The organism is Caulobacter radicis, from assembly GCF_003094615.1.
Taxonomy (GTDB): Bacteria; Pseudomonadota; Alphaproteobacteria; order Caulobacterales; family Caulobacteraceae; genus Caulobacter; species Caulobacter radicis.
In genome coordinates this window covers 476,850-500,592 of sequence record NZ_QDKO01000009.1, presented here as the reverse complement: position 1 = coordinate 500,592, position 23,743 = coordinate 476,850, and the positions used below count along the sequence as shown (strand labels likewise).

Genomic DNA, 23,743 nt, shown 5'->3' with positions numbered 1-23,743 from the left:
TGTCTCTCCGTTCAGCCGACCGCGGCCGTCGGCCATTCGGCCTCGGTCTCGACGGGCTCGGACGCCCCGCCGCTCAAGCGACGCCAGACGCTGGGCGACATCCCTTCGAAGCGGCGGAACATCCGGCAGAAGTGCGCCTGGTCCGACAGGCCGCAGGCCAGGGCGATGGCGGCCAGGGAATCGCCGCTCTCCAGCATCATGGCCTTGGATCGGGCGATGCGGCGGCGGTTCACATAGGCCTTGGGCGCGTCGCCGAAGCTGATGCGGAAGGCGCGCGAGAAGTGGCTGGGGCTGAGCCGGGCGGCGGCCGCCATCTCGGCGCTGGAGATCCGGCCGGCCAGGCGCGCCTCGACCAGGGCCTTGATCCGCAGCACCTGCCAGGGGGCCAGCCCCCCGCGCTGCATGACCGGCGCGGCGAAGGCCTTGGGCTCGGACGCCGGCGAGGCTTCGATCTGCGGCAGCAGGCGCACGGCCACGGCGATGCAGCGCTCGGCGTCGGCCGGATCGGTGGCCAGGGCGTGGCGGGCCTGCATCAGCAGCAGGCGGATCTGGTCCCTGGCGGGCTCCGGGGCGGGGTCCAGGGCCGGTTCGGGAACGCGGCTCGACACGGTCAGGACTTGCATCGTCGCTCTCTTCGGCTGGGCTTCGGCGCGCCGGCGCGGGGACGGCGTGTAGCGAAACTCGACCAAGGAGAGCCCCGCCGCCATTCCCGCCCGGGTGAACCTCGCCTACCCAGGCGGGTGAAGCCCGCGGCTCGAATGGGAGCGTTATCCGCGCTGGCTGCGGGCCTCGGCCGAGAACAGCGACAGGAAGGCCAGCACGGCCGAGACCGAGAACGCCCACGTTCCGCCGAACGCGAAGGCCAGCGCGCCCAGGCCGCAGCCGGCCGCGAACAGGCCGACGGCCGCCGACAGCTTCCGGATCCGCGCCACCGAGGCCGCCCGGTCGGGACCGCCGCCCCGGATCAGTTCGGCCACGTCGAGCATGATCTGGGTGGTCGAACCGGTCATCAGGGTGGTAGGCGGGGCGTTCGGGATGTGCACCCGGTGGGCGGCGTTCTGGATGGCCATGGCGCAGACGAACAGCACCGCCACCAGGATCAGCTGCCAGCTGTCGCCCTTGGCGAACGGCGCCAGCACGACGGCCGCGACCGAACCGGCGATCAGCAGCACGGTCTTGACCGCCAGCATGATCCGCAACGTCGGCAGATTGGCCGCCGCCAGCTTGAAGGTTACCAGCCGGCTGATCACCACCGCCGCGCAGAACACCGGCAGCACCAGGAGCTTGGCGATCGCCCCGTCCGCGCCATGGATCATGGCCGCGCCGAAGGTGACGAAGTTGCCGGTCACGTGGGCGACGAACACGCCCTGCAAGGCCAGGAAGCCGACCGTGTCGAGATAGCCGCCGTTGAAGCTCATCAGCTGGGAAAGGCTCGGGAATCTCATGGTCACCATCCGTACTTGAGCTCGACGCCGAGATAGTCGCTGTCGTCCCGGCCAGAAGCGCGCAGGGCGCTCCCGGCCTCGTAGTGGACGGCCTCGATGGTCCCGGTCAGGCTCGGGTTGAAAGCGTAGTCGGCCCGCAGATGGGCGTAGGCCCCGGTCCAGCGTCCGCCGCGCCCGGCCGTGCCGGACAGGGGGATGAAGGGCTGGGCGTAGATCGCGTCGGTCGTCTCGCGTCGCCATTGGCCCGCCAGGGCGGCGGTGACCGCCAGACCCTTGGCGGGCGTCACGGTCACCGACGGCTTGACGTGCACGAGGTTGGCGTAGCCGGTGTAGGCCGCGCGGGTGAAATAGGCGGCGTTGGGATAGAGCGGGTCGAAGGTCCCCACCCGCCCGTCGCCCGGACGCGCATCGCCGCTGGCGGTGTCGACCTGGAAACCCAGGCGCGGCTTCCAGCCGACGCTTTTCAGCGTCCAGCCGATCCGGCCGCCGGCGGCCCAGGCGCGGGCGTCGCTGGCCCCGACCTCGCCGCGCTGGACCATGGCCTCCAGGTCCCAGTCCAGCGCCCCGGCCGCGCCCAGATAGCGCAGGTCGTAGGCCTGGCGATCCTCCTCGCCGACCGCGTCGACATAGCGGGCGGTCGAGCGGGCGAACCGGGCGGCATAGGCCAAGACCGCGCCTCCGGGCGCCTTGCGCTCGACCCGGATAAGGTCGAGGCGAACATTGCCGCTGGAGGTGTCGTCGAAGGCTTCGCCGTCGTGATACTGCACCGGCTGGCTGACGAAGCCGGCCAGCTTCCAGTCGCCGCGCGACCAGTCGGCCCACACCGCGTCGAACGACTGGCGCACGCCGGGGCCGTCGCGGGCCGACAGGAACCGCTGCTGGTCGATCGGAAAGTCCTGGCGACCGACACGCACATTGGCCTTGCCGCCCCAGACCTCGCCCGCGTAGCCGACGAAGGCCAGGCGCAGGTCCAGGCGGTTCTGGTCGGGCGGGCCGATGTCTCGGCGGCCGAAGGCGCGCACGTCCTCGATCTGGACGAAACCCTGCCAGCCGCCCCTGCGGGCGTCGGCGTGGACCTGAAAGCGCTGCGACAGGCTGGTGTCGGACGGCTCGCCGCCGAAGCTGGCCGCGTCGCCCGTCTCGATCCGCTCGCGCAGGGTGAGGCCCAGGGTCAGCGACGTATCCGGCCGGTCCTCCTGCCAGCGGTTGACCTTGATCGCGGGACGCTCGGCCGCCATGGCCGGGGCCGCCGCGACGAGAACGAGCGCCGCGGCCGCCAGCGTCCTCATGCCCCCGTCTCCGAAGCATGGTCCTTTGGTTGCAGGTCGTGCCAGGCCACCAGCAGGAAGCCGCCGATCAGGCCCAGGTGCTCGAAGAAGCTGTTGGTCGCGCCGAAACGTTCGGGCGGCGCCATCTCCCAGAAGCGGTTGGCCATGAAGGTCGCGCCCAGGGTGAAGGCCGCCAGGGCCAGAGCCCCCAGCCAGCGCAGCCGGCCGGAGAGGATCATCAGCGATGCCACGATCTCCAGAACGATGACCAGCACGGCGAAGAACACGGCCGGCGACAGGCCGAAATGGGTCATCTCGGCCAGAGCGCCGGGGAAGTCGAAGGCCTTGGTCAGGCCGCCCTGGATGTAGGCGGCGCACAGGCCAAGCAGCGCGATCCAGCGCACCGCCGGCGCGAGGAAGACCCCGCGCAGGCGTTGGACGGACGTGCTCATCAGACCGCCCAGCAAGCGCAGCCCAGCGCGCCCCAGAACGACTTCAGGTCGGCGATCGGCAGGCTCTTGGTCCAGGCCGTGGCGTGGTCGTGGCCGTGGACGCCGCAGCTGCTGGCGCAACCGCACGAGGCGGCCGCCTGGCGGCGCAGGGTCTTGTCCGTCTCGGGCTCGGCCCAAGCGGCATAGCCGCCGAAGGTGCGCACCGGCGACCAGTCGGGCATGGCCGGAGGCACCTCGTTCTCGTCCAGCTTGGAGAAGTCGCCGGCGCCGTAGACGATCTTGCCGCCGACCATGGTCAGGTCCGAGCTCATGTCGGCGATCTCGTCTTCCGGCACGCCGAAGAAGTCGCGGTCGGGCACGATCAGGTCGGCCAGCTGGCCCTCGACGATGCGGCCCTTCTTGCCCTCCTCGTTGGAGAACCAGGTGACGTTCTCGGTCCACATGCGAAGCGCGCTCTCGCGGTCCAGGCAGTTGCGCTGCGAGTAGAGGCGCGTGCCGCCGACGGTCTTGCCGGTGATCATCCAGGCCAGCGAGACCCAGGGATTGTAGGAGGCCACGCGCGTCGCATCGGTGCCGGCCGAGACCTTCAGGCCCTTCTCCAGCATCTTGGCGATCGGCGGCGTCGCCTCGGCGGCGGCCGGGCCGTAGCGCTCGAGGAAGTATTCGCCCTGGTAGGCCATGCGATGCTGCACGGCGACGCCCCCGCCCAGGGCGGCGATGCGGTCGATCGATTTCTCCGAGATCGTCTCGGCGTGGTCGAAGAACCAGTTCAGGCCTTCGAGGGGCACGTCCTTGTTGACCTTCTCGAAGACGTCCAGCGCCCGGTCGATGGTCTCGTCATAGGTGGCGTGCATCCGCCAGGGCCAGCGGTTCTGGGCCAGGATGGTGACCACCTCTTCCAGCTCGCCCTCCATCTGCGGCGGCATGTCGGGGCGCGGCTGGCGGAAGTCCTCGAAGTCGGCGGCCGAGAACACCAGCATCTCGCCGGCGCCGTTGTGGCGGAAATAGTCGTCGCCCTGCTTGTATTTCGACGTCTTCGTCCAGTTCAGGAAGTCGTCCTTCTCGCCCTTGGGCTTCTGGGTGAAGAGGTTGTAGGCGAGGCGGATGGTCAGCTGGTTCTCGTCGGCCAGCTTCTGGATCACCTCGTAGTCGTCCGGATAGTTCTGGAAGCCGCCGCCGGCGTCGATCGCCCCGGTCACGCCCAGCCGGTTCAGCTCGCGCATGAAGTGGCGGGTCGAGTTGACCTGGTAGTCGAACGGCAGCTTGGGCCCCTTGGCCAGGGTGGCGTAGAGGATCTGGGCGTTGGGCTTGGCCAGCAGCAGGCCCGTGGGGTTGCCCTGGCTGTCGCGGATGATCTGGCCGCCGGGCGGTTCGGGGGTGTCGCGGTCGTAGCCGATGACACGCAGGGCCGCCGCGTTCAGCAGCGCGCGGTCATAGAGGTGCAAGATGAACACCGGCGTGTCGGGCGCCACGGCGTTCAGCTCCTCGATGGTCGGCAGGCGCTTTTCGACGAACTGGTGCTCGGTGAAGCCGCCCACGACCCGCACCCACTGCGGCGGCGGGGTGACGGCCACCTGATGCTTGAGCATGTTCATGGCGTCGGCCAGCGAGCGCACGCCGTCCCAGCGCAGCTCCATGTTGAAGTTCAGCCCGCCGCGGATGATGTGCAGGTGGTTGTCGATCAGGCCCGGCAGCACGCGGCGGCCCTTCAGGTCGACGACCCGGGTGTCCGGGCCGGCCAGGGCCATGACCTCGGTCTCGGTCCCGACGGCGGAAAAGCGCCCCTCGGTGACGGCGACGGCCTCGGCGTTCGGATTGCCGCGGTCCAGCGTGGTGAAGCGGCCGTTGCGCAGGATCAGGTCGGGCGAGGTCATGGGCGGAACTCCGGGGGAAACTTGGGGGCCAGCGCGCTGGCGGGACGAGCCTTCAGGCCTTGGGGGCGGCCGGCGTATCGTTGTCGGCCAGTTCGGTCGGCTTCTGGCCGCAGGGCAGCGGGCCGAACATGTGCGGCCCCACCTGATGCTTCAGCCACGAGACGGCGGCCGGCTTGCGGGCCATCCAGCCCTTGACCAGCGGGGGGATCTGCTCGCCGACCAATATGCCGAACAGGCCGACCAGGGCCACCACCGGCGGCGCGGGCGAACGCACCTGCAGCAGGCCGTAGAACACGCCGACCGCGAGGCCCGCGGCGAGCGACAGGATATAGATCTTCATCATGGGGGACGCCTTGCAGGGACGCGCCGCGCCGGCCCGGCAACGAGCCGGCGCTGCGCGGGCTGGTTAGCCTTCGTGGGCGTTGAACATCGACTTGGCGTAGATGATGCCCAGGCCGTAGCCGCCGCCGTGCGTCTTGGCGATGCCCGTGGTCATGTCGTAGGTCTCGGTGCGGGCCCAGTCGCGCTGCATCTCCAGCAGGTACTGAAGCGCGGTGATCGGACGGGCGCCGGCCTGGATCATGCGCTCGACGGCGCGTTCGTGGGCCTCGGCCGAGACATCGCCGCAGGCGTCGGTGATCACATAGACCTCATAGCCCTGGGCCAGGGCCGACAGCGCCGGACCGACGATGCAGACGCTGGTCCAAAGGCCGGCCAGAACGATGCGGTCCTTGCCGATCTTGTTGATCTCCTCGACCACCGGGGCGTCTTCCCAGGTGTTCATCGAGGTGCGGTCCAGCAGGGTCTTGCCCGGGAACGGCGCGGTGACCTCGGCGAACATCGGGCCCGAGAAGCTCTTCTCGGCGACCGTGGTCAGGATGGTCGAGACGCCGAAGCCGGCGGCGGCGGCGGCCACCAGGCCGGCGTTGTTGCGCAGGGTGATCGCGTCGATCGAGTGGGTCGCGAACGCCATCTGCGACTGGAAGTCGATCATGATCAGGGTGTGGTCGGTCGGCGTCAGCAGCTGCGGGCCGGGGGTCGGGGTGGCCTTGATCGGCATCGACTTTGTCCTTGGATGCGGAGTGGAAGAAGTCCGCGGAATGTGTCGACGCCGACAAAAACAGTCTTGTTCAGTCCCCCTGCGTTTTGGCCAAGCGGGCCATCGGAGCGTCTAGAACGGCGCCAGCCGCACATGGGCGGGCAGGGTGACCTTCGCCGTCGCCTCGCCGCTCTCGACCTTGGCGACGATCGCCCTCAGCACCATCGCCAGCGTCGCCGAATCCGGGCCATGGCCGGCGCCCCGCACCGTGAACAACGCGCCCTGGCGGTGGGCGGCGGCCGCCTGCGCCCGCAGCGCCTCGCCGTGGGCGTAGGGAATGACCTCGTCGGCGTCGCCGTGGATCAGGAACAGGGGCTCATCCAGCGCGGCGATCGCGCCCTTGTTGTCGTAGCGGTCGGTCAGCAGCGGACGGGCGATGGCCGGGGCCATGGCCGACAGCCGCGTGAAGGTTCCAATCGTGACCAGGCCGTCCAGCTTGCGCCGGCTGGCCAGGCCGAAGGCGACGCCGCCGCCCAGGCTGTGGCCGACGACGATCAGGGGACCGGCTCCCGCGACGGTCCGCGCCCTGTCGAAGAAGGCGTCGGCGTCGGCCGCCAGGCCCTTCTCGCTGGCCCGGCCGGGATTGCCGCTGTATTCGCGGTATTCGGCCGCCACCACGCCATAGCCCTCGGCCACCAGGGGAGAAAGCCAGCGCACCGAGTCCGTGGCGCTCGACCCGTTGCCGTGAAACATCAGGAAGGTCGGCTTGCCGTCGCGCGGCGCCACCTCGACGCCCCGCAGGGGCAGACCGTCGGCGGTCGTGACCGTGGTCATCGCCGCGGCGGAAGGAAGGCCGGCCAGGTCCAGCGGCGCCTTCGGGGCCGGATAGACCCGCTCGTGAATCTGCGCCCTGGCCTGCCAAGTCGCGACGGGACCGAAGACCAGGAGCGCGGCGGTGACGACAGCGGCGATGCGTTTCATGCGGCGATGTTATCGCCCCGGTGGCGCCCGGCAAGACGCTCGCGCGGCGGCGGCCCGACAATCCCGGACCTGCGGCTCAAATGGGGTTGTCGCCTCGCGTCAAAACGCTAGGACGGACGCTTCGTGTTTCATGTGTCGCGGACGTGACGCCGGGGGGCTGCCGGCGTCTGGCCGCTGCTTTCCTGCGTACGGACGGCCAGCCTGACCAAGTTCCTCAAGACCTCGCAGTTCACCTTCCGTCGCCGTCGCTGGACGGTCGGGCGGATAGCGACGGCCGCCGCCGTCGGCGTCGCCCTGCTGGGCGGCGTGGTGTTCGGCGTCTCGCGCTGCACCCGCGCGCCGCGCGCCGTCGACGACAAGGCGATCGCCTCCGCGGCCACGCCCGTCGTCCTGCCGCTGAAGCCGCAGGACTGGCGCGGCGAGATCGACTACCGCGCCCTCGACGCCCGCATCCAGGCGATGATGCACGACCGCTCGATGACCGGGCTGGCCGTGGCCGTGGTCGAGGGCGGCCGGCTGTCGTTCGTGAAGGGCTATGGCGTCACCGCGCCCGACGACGGCGAGGCGGTGGGCGCCGACACGGTGTTCCGCTGGGCGTCGCTGTCCAAGACCGTGGCCGGCTCGCTGAGCGCGCGCCTGGCCCAGGACGGCGCCTTCGCGCTGGCCGACCCGCTGGGCAAGTTCCACACCACGCTGCGCCTGCCCGCCAACGCCCAGGAAACCCTGACGATCGAGCAACTGCTGTCGCAGCGCACGGGCCTGCCGCGCAACGCCTATGACGGCTGGCTGGAGGGCGGCCGCGCGCCCAAGATGATCCGCCAGGCCCTGGGCGACGTACCGCCCCAGTGCCCGCCGGCCACCTGCCACACCTACCAGAACGTCGCCTTCGACACGATCCGCGAGGTCGTCGAGACCACCACCCACCGCCCCTACGCCGAAGAGGTGCGCCAGCGCCTGTTCCTGCCCCTGGGCATGAGCAGCGCCACGATCGGCATGGGCGAGCTCAGCGACGCCAAGCACTGGGCGCGCCCGTCGCGCTACGGCCGCCGCCTGACCCTGGCCGAGGCCTATTACCTGACCCCCGCCGCCGCCGGCGTGAACTCCAACATCGTCGACCTGGCCCGCTGGATGCAGGCCCAGATGGGCCTGGCGCCGGCCGTGCTGCCCGCCGGCGTGCTCGAGGAAATCCAGCGCCCGCGCGTCAACACCGGCAAGCCCTATGGCAACTCGCCGCTGGGCCGCACGCTGGAAAAGCCGGGCTATGGCCTGGCCATGCGCAGCTTCGGCTACCAGGGCCACCGTCTGGCCGGCCACAGCGGCGCCGTCGACGGCTATCGCGCCACCATGATGTTCGACCCGCAGAAAAAGACCGGCGTCGTGATGCTGTGGAACAGCGAAAGCAGCCTGCCCTTCAAGCTGCAGGCCGAGGTCTTCGACCTCTACTATCACCGGCCGTTCACCGACTGGCTGGAACTGGGCAAGGGCCAGGTCCAGCTGGAGCCGTAAAGGCTGAGCGGTCCGGTTAAACTGTCGGACACTCCTATGCGGGAAGGTCTCGCCGCGCCTGCCGCGCGCGAGCCTTCCGGGCCTTCGGCCCGTCGCTTCAGGGAAACGCGATGACTCTGTTTGTCAGCTTGAAGGATTACCGGGCCGAACGCGTCCGGCGGAGTTCTGTCGAGGGCGGCGCGCTGTCTCTTCTGGACGAGGTGGTGAAAGCCCGCCTGGAGCTGCAGCAGGTCGAGATCGACAAGCCAAGCCAGAAATGGAACCCCGCGCCGACCCTGGGGATGGGGCGCCTCGCCGCCGACGCCTTCGTTTTCAAGGATCTGGTCGATGAGACGGTCGAAGAGCCTGATGATGATCGGTGCGATCATCAGGAAGGCGGCCTGTATTGTCTGAGAGCCGCGCACCAGGCCGTGGCCGACGCCCTGGCCAAGCACCTGTTCGAAACCCACCCCTGGGTTTCCCGAGCCCTGGTCCGCAAGGTCGTGGCTGGGCCGAGTCACGAGCAGAGCAGCCAATACGTCCTCGCCACGCTGAACGGCGAAAATGTTCGTTTCGACCTGATCGTCTGGAGCATGGATCTACGCGCGAACCCGATCCTTGGCGCGCTTGTCGATGGCGTCGTCGCCGTAACGGCGACGTTGTGCCCGCTCGACAACGATGAGATCCGCACGAACGACCTGAAGGTGCTGATGGCTCGGCAGATGGACGCGCTTGGCCTCACCCATGACGAGACCCTTCGGGAGTATCAGGAAATGGTTGACGTCCACAATGCATGGGCTCGCCGCCGATAGCCCCATGCCCCGGCCGCGCGCTATCCGGTCAAGGACCCAGGGCGGCGGCGCCGCCCTCGGTCCTTGACGGTATCAGCCGGCCAGCACGGCCTTGATGGCCGCCAGGCCGTCGTCGGCCTTGCTGGCGTCGGGCGCGCCGCCTTGGGCGAAGTCGGGCTTGCCGCCCGCGCCCTGGCCGCCCATGGCGATCACGGCGGCCTTGGCCAGGTCCGCGGCGCTGAACTTGCCGACGAGATCGGCGGTCACGGCCACGGTGACGGCGGCCTTGCCGTCGGTCGTGCCGACCAGGGCCACGACGCCCGAGGTCAGCTGCTTCTTGAACTCCTCGGCCACGCCGCGCAGCTCCTTGCCACCGACGCCGTCGAGGACGCGGGCGATCAGGGCCGTTCCATTCACGTCTTCCGGACCGGAGGCCGCGCCGCCGCCGCCCAGGGCCAGCTGCTTCTTGGCCTCGGCCAGTTCCTTTTCCAGCTTCTTGCGCTCGGCGACCAGGGCGTCGACGCGGGCCAGGACCTCGGCGACCGGGGTCTTGAACTGGTCGGCCAGGGCCTTGGCGACGCCGGCCTGGTCAAGCAGGAAGCGGCGAGCCGCCTCGCCGGTCAGGGCCTCGATGCGGCGCACGCCGGCGGCGACGCCCTGCTCGGAGACGATCTTGAACAGGGCGATGTCGCCGGTGCGGGCCACGTGGGTGCCGCCGCACAGTTCCACCGAATAGGCCTTGCCGGCGTCGGTCAGCGAGTCACCCAGGGTCAGCACGCGCACGCTGTCGCCGTACTTCTCGCCGAACAGCGCCACGGCGCCGGCCTCGATGGCCGCTTCCGGAGCCATCTCCTCGGTGCGGGCCGCCACGTTCTGGCGGATGACCGCGTTGACCTCGGCCTCGATGCGCTCGATCTCGTCGGCGCTCAGGGGTCCCCCGTGGCTGAAGTCGAAGCGCATGCGCTCGCCGTCGACCATCTGGCCCTTCTGGGCCACGTGCGGACCCAGCACATGGTGCAGGGCCGCATGCACCAGGTGGGCGGCGGAGTGGTTCGAGCGGGTGGTGTGGCGGCGCTCGGCGTCGACCGAGGCCACGACCTGGTCGCCGACCTTCAGCGGACCGGTCAGCTCGACGCGGTGCACGTGCAGCTCGCCGGCCTGCTTCTGGGTGTCGAGCACGCGGCTTTCGGCGCCATTGGCTTCGATCACGCCGGTGTCGCCGGCCTGGCCGCCGCTTTCGGCGTAGAAGCTGGTGCGGTCGAGCAGCACGTCGACGGTCTGCCCCGCTTCAGCGGACTCGACCTCGGCGCCGTCGGCGACGATGGCCTTCACGACGCCCGTGGTCTCGGTGGTCTCATAGCCGACGAAGTCGGTGGCGCCGGCCTTCTCCTTGATCGAGAACCAGGCGGCCGCCGCGCCCTGCTGGCCCGAGCCGGCCCAGTTGGCGCGCGCCATCTCGCGCTGCTTCTGCATGGCGACGTCGAAGCCGTCGGTGTCGACGGTCAGGCCCTTGGCGCGCACGGCGTCCTGGGTCAGGTCGAGCGGGAAGCCGTAGGTGTCGTAGAGCTTGAAGGCGGTCTCGCCGTCCAGCACGTCGCCGGTCGACAGGCCCGCGGTGGCCTCGTCGAGCAGGCCCATGCCGCGACCCAGCGTGGTGCGGAAGCGCTCTTCCTCCTGGCGCAGGGTCTCGACGATCGAGGCCTCGGCGCGGCGCAGCTCCGGATAGGCCTGGCCCATCTCGGCGACCAGGGTCGGCGCCAGGCGGTGCATCAGGGGCTCGTTGGCGCCCAGCAGGTAGGCGTGGCGCATGGCCCGGCGCATGATCCGGCGCAGCACGTAGCCGCGGCCCTCGTTCGACGGGGTGACGCCGTCGGCCAGCAGGAACGACGACGAGCGCAGGTGGTCGGCGATAACGCGGTGCGACGGGGCCTGGTCGCCCTCGGCCTTGACGCCGGTCAGCTCGACCGAGGCGGCGATCAGCGCCTTGAAGAGATCGATGTCGTAGTTGTCGTGCTGGCCTTGCAGCACGGCGGCGATGCGCTCCAGGCCCATGCCGGTGTCGATCGAGGGCTTGGGCAGCGCCACGCGCTCGCCGCCGGCGATCTGCTCGAACTGCATGAACACCAGGTTCCAGATCTCGATGAAGCGGTCGCCGTCTTCATCCGGGCTACCCGGAGGGCCGCCGAAGATGCCTTCGCCGTGGTCGTAGAAGATTTCCGAGCACGGGCCGCACGGGCCGGTGTCGCCCATGGACCAGAAGTTGTCGCTGGTCGGGATGCGGATGATCTTGTCGTCGGACAGGCCGGCGATCTTCTTCCACAGATCGGCCGCCTCGTCGTCGGTGTGGTACACCGTGACCAGCAGCTTGTCCTTAGGCAGCTTGAACTCGCCGGTCAGCAGGGTCCAGGCGTGGGTGATCGCCTGTTCCTTGAAGTAGTCGCCGAACGAGAAGTTGCCCAGCATCTCGAAGAAGGTGTGGTGGCGGGCGGTGTAGCCGACGTTGTCCAGGTCGTTGTGCTTGCCGCCGGCGCGGACGCACTTCTGCGAGCTGGCCGCACGCGGATGGGCGGGCGTCTCGGCGCCGGTGAAGACGTTCTTGAACGGCACCATGCCCGCGTTGACGAACAGCAGGGTCGGATCGTTCTGCGGCACCAGCGGCGCCGACGGCGTGACGGCGTGGTCGGCCTTGCCGAAGTAGTCGAGGAAGGTGCTGCGGATCTCGTTGAGGCTAGGCATCGTCGTCTCGGGAATCTCGAAAGGTCCGGTGGCTGCCGGAGGTCGGCGCTGCATAGCGCGGTTTCAAGCTTTGTGGAAATCCAACCTCGGGAATGGCCGGCTTTCCAAAGCTCCGCCCTGGCGATGATCGGCACTGCGAGGCTATTGAATCGGGATCACGGCCGGGGGAGCGGGGATGTTCGAACGGAATCTTGGCCCGCAGCGCCGGCGTCCTCCACGCCATGTCGGCGAGGTCCGCGTGGAGGGCAGGCGCCCGCCGCCCTGGCCGCTGCGCCTGTTGTTCGCGGCGGCCGTCGTCTCGCCGCTGGCCAGCTCCTGGTACCGCGCCGAACACAAGGCCGGCGTCGAGGCCCAGGCGGAGGAAGCCGTCCGCTGGAGCCTGGACGGAGACCCCTGCCCCGTCATCTCGGCGGCCGACTTCGCGGCCGTCTCCCGCAGGGCGCCGATGACCACCGAGTTCGACGACGCGCGCCTGTCGCGCCGGATCGGCCACGCGCAATGCTCGCGCCACGTCTATCGCCTGGACGGCCGCAAGCGCGAGGCCCAGGTCTGCGACTTCACCGGCCCCGGCGCCCTGGCGGTGGAGACGCCCAAGGCCTTGGCCTACTGGGCGCCGCTCGCCGCCGCCCGGGTGGCGATCTTCGACGGCCAGCCGCGCTGCGTGCAGCGGGCGCGGTTCCGGATGGGGGAATAGGCGGGCGCGGCGGTCGTCCTGGGACGGTCGCCGGGCGGGGACGGGCTGCTCGGCGGACAGCCGACGGGCGGACGGTCTGAACGGCGGACGCCTCGAGAGCTGAGAACGTCCCCCCTCCGGCGCTTCGCGCCACCTCCCCCAGAGGGGGAGGATCTTTGGCATCGGCGCTCCGCCCGCTCTGCTGTTCCTGCGCTTGCAACGGCCCGGTCCCGGCCGGCCCTGGACAAGCCCCAGCCCCGCCATCGGCCGATCGGCCCTGCGGCGGTCGCCCCGTCCGTCACGGTGCTCTGCGCCGCGCTGCCTCCCTCGTTGCACGGGGGAGGACAAACGAAATCGGACGCCTGGCATGGGGTCCAGGCGTCCGGGGATCGCGGCCGTCGACGGCGGTGTCGTGCCGCCGCGGGCTATAAGGCGGGGTCGCCCTCGGCGGGCGGCGGCCGCGACGTTCGGCGCAGGCGCGCGCCGAAACTCAAGTCCTAGTCTTCGTCGCCCTCCTCGGGGCCGCCGACCAGCAGTTCTTCCTCGATCTTCTGCGAGGCCTTGCGCACGGCCGTTTCGATCTCGTTGGCCAGGTCCTTGTTGTTCTTGAGGAACTCACGGACGTTGTCGCGACCCTGGCCGATGCGCTGGCTGTTGTAGGAGAACCAGGAGCCGGCCTTGTCGATGATGCCGCCCTTGACGCCCAGGTCGATGATCTCGCCGAGCTTGGAGATGCCCTCGCCGTACATGATGTCGAACTCGACCTCGCGGAACGGCGGGGCCACCTTGTTCTTCACCACCTTGACGCGGACGTTGTTGCCGATGATCTCGTCGCGGTTCTTGACCGAGCCGGTGCGGCGGATGTCCAGGCGCACCGAGGCGTAGAACTTCAGGGCGTTGCCGCCCGTGGTGGTTTCCGGGCTGCCGTACATCACCCCGATCTTGTGACGGATCTGGTTGATGAAGATGACGATGGTGTTGGCCTTGTTGATCGAGCCGGTCAGCTTGCGCAGCGCCTGGCTCATCAGGCGGGCCTGCAGGCCGGGCAGGCTGTCGCCCATCTCGCCCTCGATCTCGGCCTTGGGGGTCAGGGCGGCCACGGAGTCGACCACGACGATGTCGACGGCGCCCGAGCGCACCAGGGTGTCGGTGATCTCGAGGGCCTGTTCGCCGTTGTCCGGCTGGGAGACCAGCAGGTTGTCGAGATTGACGCCCAGCTTGTGGGCGTAGGACGGATCAAGCGCGTGCTCGGCGTCGACGAAGGCGGCGGTGCCGCCGGCCTTCTGGACCTCGGCCACGACGTGCAGGGCCAGGGTGGTCTTGCCCGAGCTTTCCGGACCATAGACCTCGACGACGCGCCCCTTGGGCAGGCCGCCGATGCCGAGCGCGATGTCGAGCCCGAGCGAGCCGGTGGAGACCGACTCGATCTCGACCTTGCCCTTTTCGCCGAGCTTCATCACCGAGCCCTTGCCGAAGGCCCGATCGATCTGCGCCAGAGCCGCTTCTAGCGCCCGCGCCTTGTCGCCTTCTTCTTTGCCCACGAGTTTCAAAGCCGCCTGACTGGTCATTGGATGATCGCCTTATTCCATGATTCCGACCGCTGGGCCGGAAGTTCGGGCGCCGCTACGCCCACCGCCTGTGGAATGATTAATGCGTACACATTTTGTTCTATGTTCGCAAGATGTTCTTTTCGCTTCGCCCGGTCCATTCCGCGACCGGCCGCCGCACCCGCTCGCCGCACGCCCCTTGCCGCGCCCCATGCACGGCTCCTTAAGCTAAGGGGGCGCAAGATGGCCCCCTCAGGGGGAGCCTTCGTCCTTGTCTATCGATCCGCGCCGTCTCCTCGGTCTGGCCTTCGCCAGCGCCGACCTGCTTCTCGAACTCGAGGGCGATCGCGTCAGCCTCGCCCTGGGCGCGGCGCAGAAGATCATGGGCAAGTCCGAAGTCTCCCTGATGGGCCGCGTCTGGCGCGACCTGTTCACCGCCGCCGACCGCCCGCTGATGGACGCGACGCTCTACGCTCTCGACGAAGGCCAGCGCCGGGGTCCGGTCACCGTCCGCGTCGCCGGCGAGCCGGAACGTTTCGTCGGAGTCACTCTGCGCGCCCTCCCCGACAATTTCGGACGGACCTCGGTGGCGATCACCGCCGCCCGCGCCCCGGCGGGGGGCCTGGACGCCTCCGGCCTGCGCCCGCGCGAGAACTTCGAGGAAATCGCCAAGGGCCTCTTCGAAGCCGCAAGGGTCACCGGGCTCGAGCTCGAACTGGCTATGGTCGAGTTCGCGGGCCTGACCGCCCTGCGCGACGGCCTGGCCCCGCCCGAGGCCCTGGCCCTCGACATGAAGATCGCCGGCGCCGTGCGCGCCGAATCCCACGCCGGGGCCATGGCCACCCAGGTCTCGCCCGAGCGCTTCGCCCTGCTGCGGGCCAAGGACGACCGGCCCGAGGCGCTCGCCGCCCGCCTGACCAAGATCGCCGCCCTCGACGCCAGCGCCCACGTGGTGCCGCTGGACGGCGGAACCTCGTCGCGCGGCCTGCGGGCCCTGCGCTACGCCCTCGACGACTTCCTGCGCGAGGGCCTGAAGGACACCCCGCCGATGACCCTGTCGGAGGCGATGAACCGCTCGGTCAAGCGCACCCTGGCCCGCGCCGGCGCCCTGGGCGCGGCCGTCAGCCAGCGCCGCTTCACCCTCGCCTACCAGCCCGTGGTCGACCTCTCCAGCGGCCAGGCCCACCACCACGAGGCGCTGGTGCGCTTCGAGGACGGCGCCAGCCCCTTCGCCCTGATCCGCATGGCCGAGGAGTTCGACATCATCGAGGAGCTGGACCACGCCATCGCCGAGCAGGCGGTGCGCCGGATCGCCGCCGACCGCGCCGGCAATGTCCGCCTGGCCGTCAACGTCTCGGGCCGCACCATCGTCAGCGAGACCTTCGTCGACCACATCGGCCGCCTGCTGGCCGCCACCCCGGCGGCCAAGGGCAAGCTGATCTTCGAGGTCACCGAGACCAGCGCCATCGACGACCTGCCGCGCGCCAACCGCCACATCCAGGCCCTGCGCGGCCTGGGCTCGCTGGTCTGCCTGGACGACTTCGGGGCCGGCGCGGCCTCGTTCGCCTACCTGCAGGAGCTGACGCTCGACATCGTCAAGATCGACGGCCGCTACGTGCGCGAACTGGCCGGCAACAGCCGCGACGGGGCCATGGTCCGCCGGCTTGTCGAGCTGTGCCGCGACCTCAACGTCCGCACCGTGGCCGAGATGGTCGAGACCGCCGAGGTGGAAGAAGTGGTCCGCAAGGCCGGCGTCGACTTCGCCCAGGGCTGGCTCTACGGCAAGCCGGCCGACCAGCCGCAGCCCTCGCAGAAACCGTCGGCCATCACCCCCATGGCCCGCCGCGCCGGCGTGTCGGAAGGCTGGGGCTAGACAGCTTCACCATACTTGCGTGGAACCCTTGGCCGCGCCAAGCGTCTAAGGGACCGCGCCGGCCTTCGTCGTCGGCGAGTCGACACGCGGGGACCGGGGGGCCGCAACCAGCATGAACGCCGCTGCCGCGTCGGAACGCGAGGCTCGCCGCCTCGCGGCGCTCCGCCGTTACGACATCCTGGACACCCCGCGCGAGGCCGCCTTCGACGAGATCGTCGCCCTCGCCGCCGAGATCTGCGGCGCGCCCATCGCGGTCGTCAACCTGATCGACGAGCACCGGCAGTTCTTCAAGGCCGAGGTCGGCCTGGGGGTGCGCGAGACGCCGCTGGAGAGCTCGTTCTGCGCCAAGGCGATCCTCGAGGACGACTTCCTGCTGGTCCCCGACGCCACGCGCGACCACCGGTTCGACTGCAATCCCCTGGTCACCGGCGATCCGCACCTGCGCTTCTACGCCGGCGCCCTGCTGAAGACCGCCGACGGCCTGCCGATCGGCACGCTGTGCGTGCTCGACACCGCGCCCAAGGACCTGTCGCCCCTCCAGCAGCGCACCTTGCAGGTGCTGGCCCGCCAGGTGATGAGCCAGCTCGACCTGCGCCTGTCGCTGCAGGCCAGCGCCGACAGCGAGCGCAAGTACCGCACCCTCTTCGACTCGATGGACGAGGGCTTCTGCATCATCGAGTTCCTCGACGGCCCGCATGGTCCCGACAGCGACTACGTCCACATCGACGCCAACGCCGCCTACGCCCGCCACGCCGGCATCCCCAACGTGGTTGGCCAGAAGCTGCGCGAGATGGTGCCGAACGAGGCCGACGCCTGGGTGGCCCGCTACGGCCACGTGCTGCGTACCGGCGAGCCGATCCGCTTCGAGCAGGAGCTGGTGGCCACCGGCCGCTATCTGTCGCTGTCGTCGTTCCGCATCGAGCCGCCCGAGCGCAAGCAGGTGGCCGTGCTGTTCCAGGACATCACCGAGCGCCGCCGCGCCGAGCTGGCCCTGCGCCGGCTGAACGAGACGCTGGAACAGCGCGTCGCCGCGGCCCTGGCCGAGCGCCGGGTGCTGGCCGACATCGTGGAGGGCACGGCCGCCCTGGTGCAGGTGGTCGACAACGACTTCCGCTGGCTGGCCGTCAACGGCGCGGCCGTGCGCGAGTTCGAGCAGGTGTTCGGCGTCACGCCCCGCGTCGGCGAGCGCATGCTCGACCTTCTGTCCGACCAGCCCGAGAACCAGGCCCAGGTGCGGTCGGTCTGGTCGCGGGCCCTGGCCGGCGAGGAGTTCGTCAAGGTCGAGGCCTACGGCGCTCCGGGCGGCTACCGACGCTTCTACGAGATGCGGTTCGGCGTGCTGCGCGACGACATGGGCCTGCAAGCCGGCGCCTACCAGTTCGTCTACGACGTCACCGCGCGGCTGGAGGAGCAGGAGCGCCTGCGCGAGGCCGAAGAGGCCCTGCGCCAGGCCCAGAAGATGGAGGCCGTCGGCCAGTTGACCGGGGGCCTGGCCCACGACTTCAACAACCTGCTGTCGGGCATTTCCGGCTCGTTCGAGATGATCGGCACGCGGCTGTCGCAGGGCCGCTCGCGCGACGTCGAGAAGTACCTGTCCGCCGGCCAGGGCGCGGCCCGGCGGGCGGCCGCCCTCACCCACCGCCTGCTGGCCTTCTCGCGCCGCCAGACCCTGTCGCCCAAGCCGATCGTCATCAACCGGCTGATGGCCGACTTCGTCGAACTGGTGCGCCGCACGGTCGGCCCGTCGATCAAGGTCGAGACCGTGGCCGCGGCCGGGCTGTGGGCCACCCTGGTCGACGACAACCAGCTGGAGAACGCCCTCCTCAACCTCTGCATCAACGCCCGCGACGCCATGCCCGACGGCGGCCGCATCACCATCGAGACCGGCAACAAGTGGCTCGACCGCCGCTCGGCCGACGAGCGCGGCATGGAGCCTGGCCAATACGTCACCGTCTGCGTCAGCGACACCGGCGTGGGCATGGACAAGTCGATCCAGGACCGGGTGTTCGACCCGTTCTTCACCACCAAGCCGATGGGCGAAGGCACGGGCCTTGGCCTCTCGATGGTCTACGGCTTCGCCCGCCAGTCGCACGGCCACGTGCGGATCTATTCCGAGGTCGGCCAGGGCACGATGGTCTGCATCTACCTGCCGCGCCATTTCGGCGAGGAGGCCGCGCCCGAGACCGACGCCCATGCCGTACAGCCCGCCCCGGCGGCCGCCGGCGAGACCGTGCTGGTGGTCGACGACGAGCCGACCGTCCGCATGCTGATCGTCGATGCGTTGCAGGAGCTGGGCTACGCCTGCGCCGAGGCCGCCGACGGCCCGGCGGGCCTGCGCCTGCTGCAGTCCAACGCCCGCTTCGACCTGCTGATCACCGACGTCGGCCTGCCCGGCGGCCTCAACGGCCGCCAGGTCGCCGACGCCGCCCGGGCGCTGCGGCCCGGGCTGAAGGTGATGTTCATCACCGGCTACGCCGAGAACGCCGCCCTCAACCACGGCCACATCCAGCCGGGCATGGAGGTGCTGACCAAGCCGTTCGCGGTGTCGGACCTGGCCGCCCGGGTCGACCGGATGATGCGCACGCTCCTCTAGGCCGCGAACACCCGCCGGCCGCGGTCGACCCGCATGCGATGGCTGCCGGCCAGTTCGGTCGAGCGGGCCTTGATGGTCTTCAGGAACAGCCATTCGCCGGCGACGCTCCTGGGCGTCACCTCGATCATCATGTAGCCGCGACGGCTGGTGTCGGCCCACTTCAGTTCGGGATTGGCGGCCATGAAGCCCTGGGCCACGACCTTGGGGTCGGCGCCCATGTCGCCTTCCATGCCGTTGGAGGTCACCGCCTGGCCGGCGAACTCCACCCCGGCGGGACGGCTGTCCTCCACCAGGCCGTAGGCCCAGGCGTTGTGGCTGTCGCCCGACAGCATGACGAGGTCTGTGTCAGCGGCCAGGGCGGCCTTCAGCAGGCGCGAGCGGGCGGCCGGATAGCCGTCCCAGCGGTCCATCCACATCGGCACGCCCTGCTGGGCGGCGCGGACGTTGTTGCGATAGCCGGCGACCTTCTTGTCGGCGACCTCGGGCCGCAGCCAGTCGACGGCGTCCCTGGGCATCACCGTGCGGCCCAGGATGGTGCCCATGCCGACCAGCTGCCAGGCCTTCGACGAAGCCTTGAACTCATGGGCCAGCCAGCTTTCCTGGGTCGAGCCCAGCATGGTCGCCGACGGATCGCGCCAGGCCCCGTCGCGGAACGCCTTCAGCGCCGCGTCGGGATCGGCCGCCTTGAACGCAGCGCCGAGGTCGGCGGGACGCGTGCGGCCCAGCAGGCGGGACTCGGTGCGGTACAGCGTGGCCAGGGCGCCGATCGGATAGGCCTTCCACGGCTCGTCCGACACCGGCATCCATTCGCGATAGACCTGCATGGCCGCGGCGCGGCGGACGTTCCAGTCGCCCTCCTTGTCGGGCTGGTGGTTCTGGGCCCCGCCCTCCCAGCTGTCGTTGGCCGACTCGTGGTCGTCCCACAGGGCCACCATCGGGGCCATCTGGTGCAGGCGCTGCAAGTCGGGATCGGCGCGGTAGCTGGCGTAGCGCATGCGATAGTCGGCGATGGCCAGGATCTCGGTGACCGGCAGCAGCTGTTCCTTGCGGCCCTGCGCCCAGTCGCCTTCGCGGGTCGAGCCGACGCCGTACTCGTAGATGTAGTCGCCGGTGTGCAGCCACAGGTCCAGGTCCTGGCGGGCGGCGGCGTGGCCATAGGCGTTGAAGTAGCCGTTGGGCAGGTTCGAGCACGAAAACACCGCCAGGCCGAAGCGCGACACGGGGCCGACCGGCAGGGTCTTGGTGCGGCCGACCGGCGACTTCGAACCGTCCGGCGCCACGAAGCGGTACCAGAAGACCGTGCCGGGCTTCAGCCCGTCGACGGTCAGCTTGGCGGTCCAGTCGCGATAGGCCCCGGTGCGCACGACGCCGCCGGCCACGACCTTGGCGAAGGCCTGGTCCAGCGCCACCTCGGCCTGCAGCGTGACGACGCCGCCGTCGCCGGCGGGGACGAAGCGCGTCCATAGCAGCATGCTGTCCGGCCCCGGCTCGCCGCTGGCCACGTTGTGGGTGAAGCCGCTGGCGCCCAGCAGCTGCCGGGCGGCCGCGCGGCCGGCCGGCATGGCCATGGCCCCCAGGCCCAGGCCGCCCAGCACCAGGCTGCGGCGATCGATGTGCAGAACCACGAAAGACCTCTTCGATCTGAACGACGGAGTGACGAGAAAAGAAAAAGGGGGGCGGCCGCGCGAAGGGGAGGAACGCGGCCGCCGGAGAGCCGAAAGCGCCTTAGAAGACGCCCTTCAGGCCCACGTTCCACATCGAGCCGTAGATGCTGTACTGCTGCACCCGGCTGCGGACGTTCGAGTAGACGATGTCCGGCTCGTTGAAGATGTTGCGGCCGGCCAGCATGACCTCGAAGCGCTTGTTGATCTTGTAGCTGGCGCTGACGTTCCACAGCTGCCGCTCGGCCCGGTAGAGGATGCCGTTGTTGGCCGTGGTCGGCGTGTTGCTGAGCGCGCTGGTCCGGTAGGCGTCCTGCCAGTTGCCGGTCAGTTGCAGGTCCAGCTTGCCGTAGCTGTAGCGCAGGCCCCAGTTGGCCGAGGTCTTGGGCAGGTTCACGCGCTCGCCGTCCGGATCGATCTTGGTGACCGAGGCCCGCAGGCCCAGGCCGCGCCAGGCGCCCGGCAGGAAGTTGAGCTGCTGGTCGTACTCCAGCGTGATCCCCTTGTTGGTGCTGGTGCCCGGCAGGTTCTGGGCGCTGCGGAAGGTATAGCCGGCGTAGTCGCCCGGATTGTAGCCGACGTCCTCGGGATCGACCGTGATGCCGGTGACCTGCATGTCCTTGACGTCCAGCTGATAGGCCGAGATCCCGACCACGCCCGACGGCTCCAGGTAATACAGCAGGCTGGCGTAGTATTTGGTCGAGTGCTCGGGCTTGAGCAGCGGGTTGGGCACGGTGACGATCAGGTTGTTGTCGTCGACGGCCACCACGCCGCCCAGGTTGCCGTAGTCGGGGCGCAGGATCGACTGGCTGAAGGCCACCTGGCCCACCAGGCGCTTGTTGAAGTCGTACTTCACCCCGCCGCTCAGGAACCAGTCGTCATACTCGCCCTCGCGGGTCGTGTAGGTCCCGTTGCGGTACTGGTACATCAGGCCTTCGACGGTGCTGGTCGACAGGCCCGCGGCGGTCACTTCCTTGGCCGAGCGGATGTCGGCGACGCGCGCCTGTGTCTTGGTCTTCTCGTAGCGCAAGCCAAGGTCGAACTGGGCCTTGCCCAGACGCGGCTGAGCCTCGACATAAGCCGCGCTGACCTCCTCGCCGATCTTCTTGTTGTTATCCAGCTGGCGCTTCAGGTTGCCCACGGTGTCGGGCACGAAGTACTCGGGATGGGCCTGGTAGATGTCGTAGACGGCGTAGTTGTTGTCCGCGCGCCAGCCCTGCTCGTTCATGTTGCCGGCGTCGAAGCCGTGGATCTTGAACTGGTAGTTCTGCGTCCAGGGGATGACGGCCTCGGGAGCCTTCTGGGTCAGGTCGCCGGTGGGACCCACGTACTGGAACTGCTTGAACGAGCCTTCGTTGGTCTTCCACATGTTGGTGCGGAAGGCGGCCCCGCCCAGCAGCTTCAGCTGCACGTCGCCGATGGCCAGCTGCTTCTTCAGGTCGAGGTTGACGCCATACATCTGGTTGTTGGCGTTCGACTGCGAGGTGCGGATGTTGTTGCCGATGTCGTCGTCGCGGTTGAAGTTGGCCGGATCGCTCCACGAGCGGCCGGCCGTCTGCTTGATGGTCCAGGCGTTGCTGTCCTCCGACGCGCGATCCAGCGTGAAGCCGATGCGGGTCAGGTAGCTGTCGGTGCGGGCGAAGAAGCCCTGGTCGTTGTCCTCGAAATTGAACTGCGAGCTGGAATAGTTCGCGCGCAGCAGGGCCTCGAAGGTGTCGCCGCGATATTCCAGCTTCGGCGCGAACACCCAGGCCGGGGTGCCGGCGTAGCGGTGCGAATACTGGGTGTGCAGGCGGGTGTTGGTCGTGCTGGGGTTCACGACGATGTGGGTCGGCGTGGAATCGGCCGTCGCCCGCGACACCGTCGTCGTGCCGAAGATCAGGTAGGTGTACTGGTTGAAGTATTCGACGTCGTAGAACGAGTAGGTGCTGCGCAGGCTAAGCGCCAGCTTGTCGGTGATCTTGTAGTCGACGCTGAGGTTGGCGGCCTTGCGGCTGGTCAGCTTCGGACCCGGACGCCACATCACCTGGTAGGGCATGACGCGGCCGTCGGCGAGGTAGGACCAGTCGGTCTGCACCCGGTCCTGCTGGACGAAGTTGGCGTTGTAGCTGGCGTTGAACGCGATCCCGAGACGACCATCCAGGAACACGTCGCCATAGCCGATCTGCGCCGAGGGGTAGATCGTCATATGCTTCTTGTCGTCGGGCAGGTACTGCCGCGACAGGGTCGAGTCCGAGGTCCCCACGCCGCCGATCTGGAAGCGCAGCAGGCGGCTCTTGCGCTGGAAGGCGTACTTGCTGCGCAGGTTGATCGAGCCGCCGGGGCTGTCGGCGTCCATGCTGGCCTGCAGGGTGTTGTTCAGCTCGATGGAGTCGATGCCGGTGATCGACATCTGTTCGAACGAGTTCTGGCGGCCCGAATTGTTGTTCGACGTGGCCGTGGCCATGCGCGCGCCGTCGGTGGTGAAGGTCGAGTACTTGGGATCAAGGCCGCCGATGCGCACGGCGGTGGCGTCGACCTCGGTGTAGTCCAGCGACACGCCGGGCATGTTCTTCATGAACTCGCCGACGTCGCCCATGGTCAGGGCCCCGAAGTTGTCGGCGGCCACCACGTTCTTGGCGTTGGTCGAGGCGCGGCGCTCCATGATGGCGGCGGCCTGGCCGTCGCGGGCGGCGGTGATCGTCACCGCCTCGACCGCGTCGCCGCCGGCCGCGGCGTAGGCCGTCAGATCGAAGGTCACCGCCGCGGTCTGGCCGGGCTCGACCGTGACGACGGTGCGGGCCGTCTCCAGGCCCGCGTACTTGGCCGCCACCGTCACCTCGCCGGCCGGCACGCCGTTCAGGCGAAAGTCGCCGCCGTCTTCGGAGAAGGCCACGATGGTCGTGCCCTCGACGCGGATCTCGGCGTTGCGGACGTACTGGCCGGTGGCGGTGTTCAGCACCTTGCCGCGCACCACGCCCGAGCCCGCCGCCGACGACGGACGGGCGCCGGCCGGACCGGCCGACTTCAGGGTGATCACCTGGCCGTCGTCGCTGTCGATGCGCAGCGGCGTGCCGGCGATCAGGCGCGACAGCGCCGTGCGCACGTCCATGCGGCCCTTCACGGCCGGGGTGCGCACGCCGTCCAGCAGGCGGGCCGGCGCCACGATCTGCACCTGGCCCTGGCGGGCCAGTTCGGGGATGGCGCGCACGGCCGGCTGGGCCGGAATGTCGAAGTCTCGGTCCTGCGCCTGGGCTTGCGAGGCGACGGCGAGCGCCACGGCGGCGACGCCGCAGGCGAGGATGGAGTAGCGGGAAGTCATCGGCAGTCAGCCCCCAATCGTCGC

Annotated in this window: 17 protein-coding genes and 1 pseudogene; 6 read left to right on the top strand and 12 right to left on the bottom strand. The window is 69.6% G+C overall.

Annotated features, from left to right (window positions below; genetic code table 11):
* Positions 1 to 11 precede the first annotated feature (11 nt).
* The 8 genes from DDF62_RS04550 to DDF62_RS04515 form a co-directional block, all read right to left on the bottom strand.
* Entirely contained in the window at positions 12 to 623 is a 612-nt protein-coding gene (locus tag DDF62_RS04550) for a helix-turn-helix domain-containing protein (RefSeq protein ID WP_244286701.1), read from the bottom strand.
* 144 nt (positions 624 to 767) lie between these two features.
* Positions 768 to 1,445 (bottom strand): YoaK family protein, encoded by a 678-nt coding sequence (locus DDF62_RS04545; RefSeq protein ID WP_116488217.1) that lies wholly within the window; start codon positions 1,443 to 1,445, stop codon positions 768 to 770.
* A 2-nt stretch (positions 1,446 to 1,447) separates the two neighbouring features.
* The gene (locus tag DDF62_RS04540; RefSeq protein WP_116487995.1) at positions 1,448 to 2,734 is read right to left on the bottom strand and encodes an alginate export family protein; all 1,287 of its coding nucleotides are present in this window, start codon (positions 2,732 to 2,734) and stop codon (positions 1,448 to 1,450) included.
* Positions 2,731 to 3,165 (bottom strand): DoxX family protein, encoded by a 435-nt coding sequence (locus DDF62_RS04535; RefSeq protein WP_116488216.1) that lies wholly within the window; start codon positions 3,163 to 3,165, stop codon positions 2,731 to 2,733. The genes DDF62_RS04540 and DDF62_RS04535 overlap by 4 nt, the downstream gene beginning before the upstream one ends.
* Positions 3,165 to 5,039, bottom strand: coding sequence for an amidohydrolase (locus DDF62_RS04530; RefSeq protein WP_116487994.1), 1,875 nt, complete (start codon positions 5,037 to 5,039; stop codon positions 3,165 to 3,167). The genes DDF62_RS04535 and DDF62_RS04530 overlap by 1 nt, the downstream gene beginning before the upstream one ends.
* Before the next feature lie 52 nt (positions 5,040 to 5,091).
* Entirely contained in the window at positions 5,092 to 5,382 is a 291-nt protein-coding gene (locus DDF62_RS04525; protein ID WP_244286700.1) for a XapX domain-containing protein, read from the bottom strand.
* A 63-nt stretch (positions 5,383 to 5,445) separates the two neighbouring features.
* On the bottom strand, positions 5,446 to 6,099 hold the full coding sequence (locus tag DDF62_RS04520; protein ID WP_116487993.1) for a hydrolase: 654 nt from the start codon (positions 6,097 to 6,099) through the stop codon (positions 5,446 to 5,448).
* A gap of 111 nt (positions 6,100 to 6,210) precedes the next feature.
* Positions 6,211 to 7,059, bottom strand: a complete 849-nt coding sequence (locus DDF62_RS04515) for an alpha/beta hydrolase (RefSeq protein WP_116487992.1) — start codon at positions 7,057 to 7,059, stop codon at positions 6,211 to 6,213.
* A 309-nt stretch (positions 7,060 to 7,368) separates the two neighbouring features.
* Here DDF62_RS04515 and DDF62_RS04510 point away from each other — a divergent pair, with 309 nt between their 5' ends.
* On the top strand, positions 7,369 to 8,565 hold the full coding sequence (locus DDF62_RS04510) for a serine hydrolase domain-containing protein (protein WP_244286699.1): 1,197 nt from the start codon (positions 7,369 to 7,371) through the stop codon (positions 8,563 to 8,565).
* A 110-nt stretch (positions 8,566 to 8,675) separates the two neighbouring features.
* Complete coding sequence (locus DDF62_RS04505) at positions 8,676 to 9,356, top strand: hypothetical protein (RefSeq protein WP_116487990.1); 681 nt, start codon at positions 8,676 to 8,678, stop codon at positions 9,354 to 9,356.
* 72 nt (positions 9,357 to 9,428) lie between these two features.
* On the opposite strand, the gene alaS is transcribed toward DDF62_RS04505, so the two are convergent.
* On the bottom strand, positions 9,429 to 12,071 hold the full coding sequence (gene alaS / locus DDF62_RS04500) for an alanine--tRNA ligase (RefSeq protein WP_116487989.1): 2,643 nt from the start codon (positions 12,069 to 12,071) through the stop codon (positions 9,429 to 9,431).
* Positions 12,072 to 12,246: 175 nt separating this feature from the next.
* On the opposite strand from alaS, the gene DDF62_RS04495 reads away from it, so the two are divergent.
* Entirely contained in the window at positions 12,247 to 12,765 is a 519-nt protein-coding gene (locus DDF62_RS04495) for a hypothetical protein (protein ID WP_116487988.1), read from the top strand.
* 476 nt (positions 12,766 to 13,241) lie between these two features.
* On the opposite strand, the gene recA is transcribed toward DDF62_RS04495, so the two are convergent.
* Positions 13,242 to 14,312 carry a recombinase RecA gene (gene recA / locus DDF62_RS04490; RefSeq protein ID WP_116487987.1) on the bottom strand — a complete coding sequence of 357 codons (1,071 nt, stop codon included), beginning with the start codon at positions 14,310 to 14,312 and terminating at the stop codon, positions 13,242 to 13,244.
* 250 nt (positions 14,313 to 14,562) lie between these two features.
* Here recA and DDF62_RS04485 point away from each other — a divergent pair, with 250 nt between their 5' ends.
* The 3 genes and pseudogenes from DDF62_RS04485 to DDF62_RS04480 all read left to right on the top strand — a co-directional run bounded on the left by DDF62_RS04485 (position 14,563) and on the right by DDF62_RS04480 (position 18,757).
* Entirely contained in the window at positions 14,563 to 16,164 is a 1,602-nt protein-coding gene (locus DDF62_RS04485) for an EAL domain-containing protein (protein WP_116487986.1), read from the top strand.
* 112 nt (positions 16,165 to 16,276) lie between these two features.
* A pseudogene (locus tag DDF62_RS26570) lies at positions 16,277 to 17,131 on the top strand (GAF domain-containing protein); the annotation flags it as partial.
* Complete coding sequence (locus DDF62_RS04480; protein ID WP_425267018.1) at positions 17,105 to 18,757, top strand: PAS domain-containing sensor histidine kinase; 1,653 nt, start codon at positions 17,105 to 17,107, stop codon at positions 18,755 to 18,757. The pseudogene DDF62_RS26570 and the gene DDF62_RS04480, both read left to right, overlap by 27 nt.
* Here the strand turns inward: DDF62_RS04480 and DDF62_RS04475 are convergent.
* Positions 18,754 to 20,382, bottom strand: a complete 1,629-nt coding sequence (locus DDF62_RS04475; RefSeq protein WP_116487984.1) for an alkaline phosphatase D family protein — start codon at positions 20,380 to 20,382, stop codon at positions 18,754 to 18,756. The two genes, DDF62_RS04480 and DDF62_RS04475, sit on opposite strands and share 4 nt — an antisense overlap.
* A gap of 100 nt (positions 20,383 to 20,482) precedes the next feature.
* Complete coding sequence (locus DDF62_RS04470) at positions 20,483 to 23,719, bottom strand: outer membrane beta-barrel protein (protein WP_116487983.1); 3,237 nt, start codon at positions 23,717 to 23,719, stop codon at positions 20,483 to 20,485.
* Positions 23,720 to 23,743: the final 24 nt, after the last annotated feature.

What these genes read in the sequence shown, in the direction of transcription:
- DDF62_RS04550 (WP_244286701.1), bottom strand. Translation starts at nt 623, where the DNA reads ATGCAAGTCCTGACCGTGTCGAGCCGCGTTCCCGAACCGGCCCTGGAC.
- DDF62_RS04545 (WP_116488217.1), bottom strand. Translation starts at nt 1,445, where the DNA reads ATGAGATTCCCGAGCCTTTCCCAGCTGATGAGCTTCAACGGCGGCTAT.
- DDF62_RS04540 (WP_116487995.1), bottom strand. Translation starts at nt 2,734, where the DNA reads ATGAGGACGCTGGCGGCCGCGGCGCTCGTTCTCGTCGCGGCGGCCCCG.
- DDF62_RS04535 (WP_116488216.1), bottom strand. Translation starts at nt 3,165, where the DNA reads ATGAGCACGTCCGTCCAACGCCTGCGCGGGGTCTTCCTCGCGCCGGCG.
- DDF62_RS04530 (WP_116487994.1), bottom strand. Translation starts at nt 5,039, where the DNA reads ATGACCTCGCCCGACCTGATCCTGCGCAACGGCCGCTTCACCACGCTG.
- DDF62_RS04525 (WP_244286700.1), bottom strand. Translation starts at nt 5,382, where the DNA reads ATGATGAAGATCTATATCCTGTCGCTCGCCGCGGGCCTCGCGGTCGGC.
- DDF62_RS04520 (WP_116487993.1), bottom strand. Translation starts at nt 6,099, where the DNA reads ATGCCGATCAAGGCCACCCCGACCCCCGGCCCGCAGCTGCTGACGCCG.
- DDF62_RS04515 (WP_116487992.1), bottom strand. Translation starts at nt 7,059, where the DNA reads ATGAAACGCATCGCCGCTGTCGTCACCGCCGCGCTCCTGGTCTTCGGT.
- DDF62_RS04505 (WP_116487990.1), top strand. Translation starts at nt 8,676, where the DNA reads ATGACTCTGTTTGTCAGCTTGAAGGATTACCGGGCCGAACGCGTCCGG.
- alaS (WP_116487989.1), bottom strand. Translation starts at nt 12,071, where the DNA reads ATGCCTAGCCTCAACGAGATCCGCAGCACCTTCCTCGACTACTTCGGC.
- DDF62_RS04495 (WP_116487988.1), top strand. Translation starts at nt 12,247, where the DNA reads ATGTTCGAACGGAATCTTGGCCCGCAGCGCCGGCGTCCTCCACGCCAT.
- recA (WP_116487987.1), bottom strand. Translation starts at nt 14,312, where the DNA reads ATGACCAGTCAGGCGGCTTTGAAACTCGTGGGCAAAGAAGAAGGCGAC.
- DDF62_RS04470 (WP_116487983.1), bottom strand. Translation starts at nt 23,719, where the DNA reads ATGACTTCCCGCTACTCCATCCTCGCCTGCGGCGTCGCCGCCGTGGCG.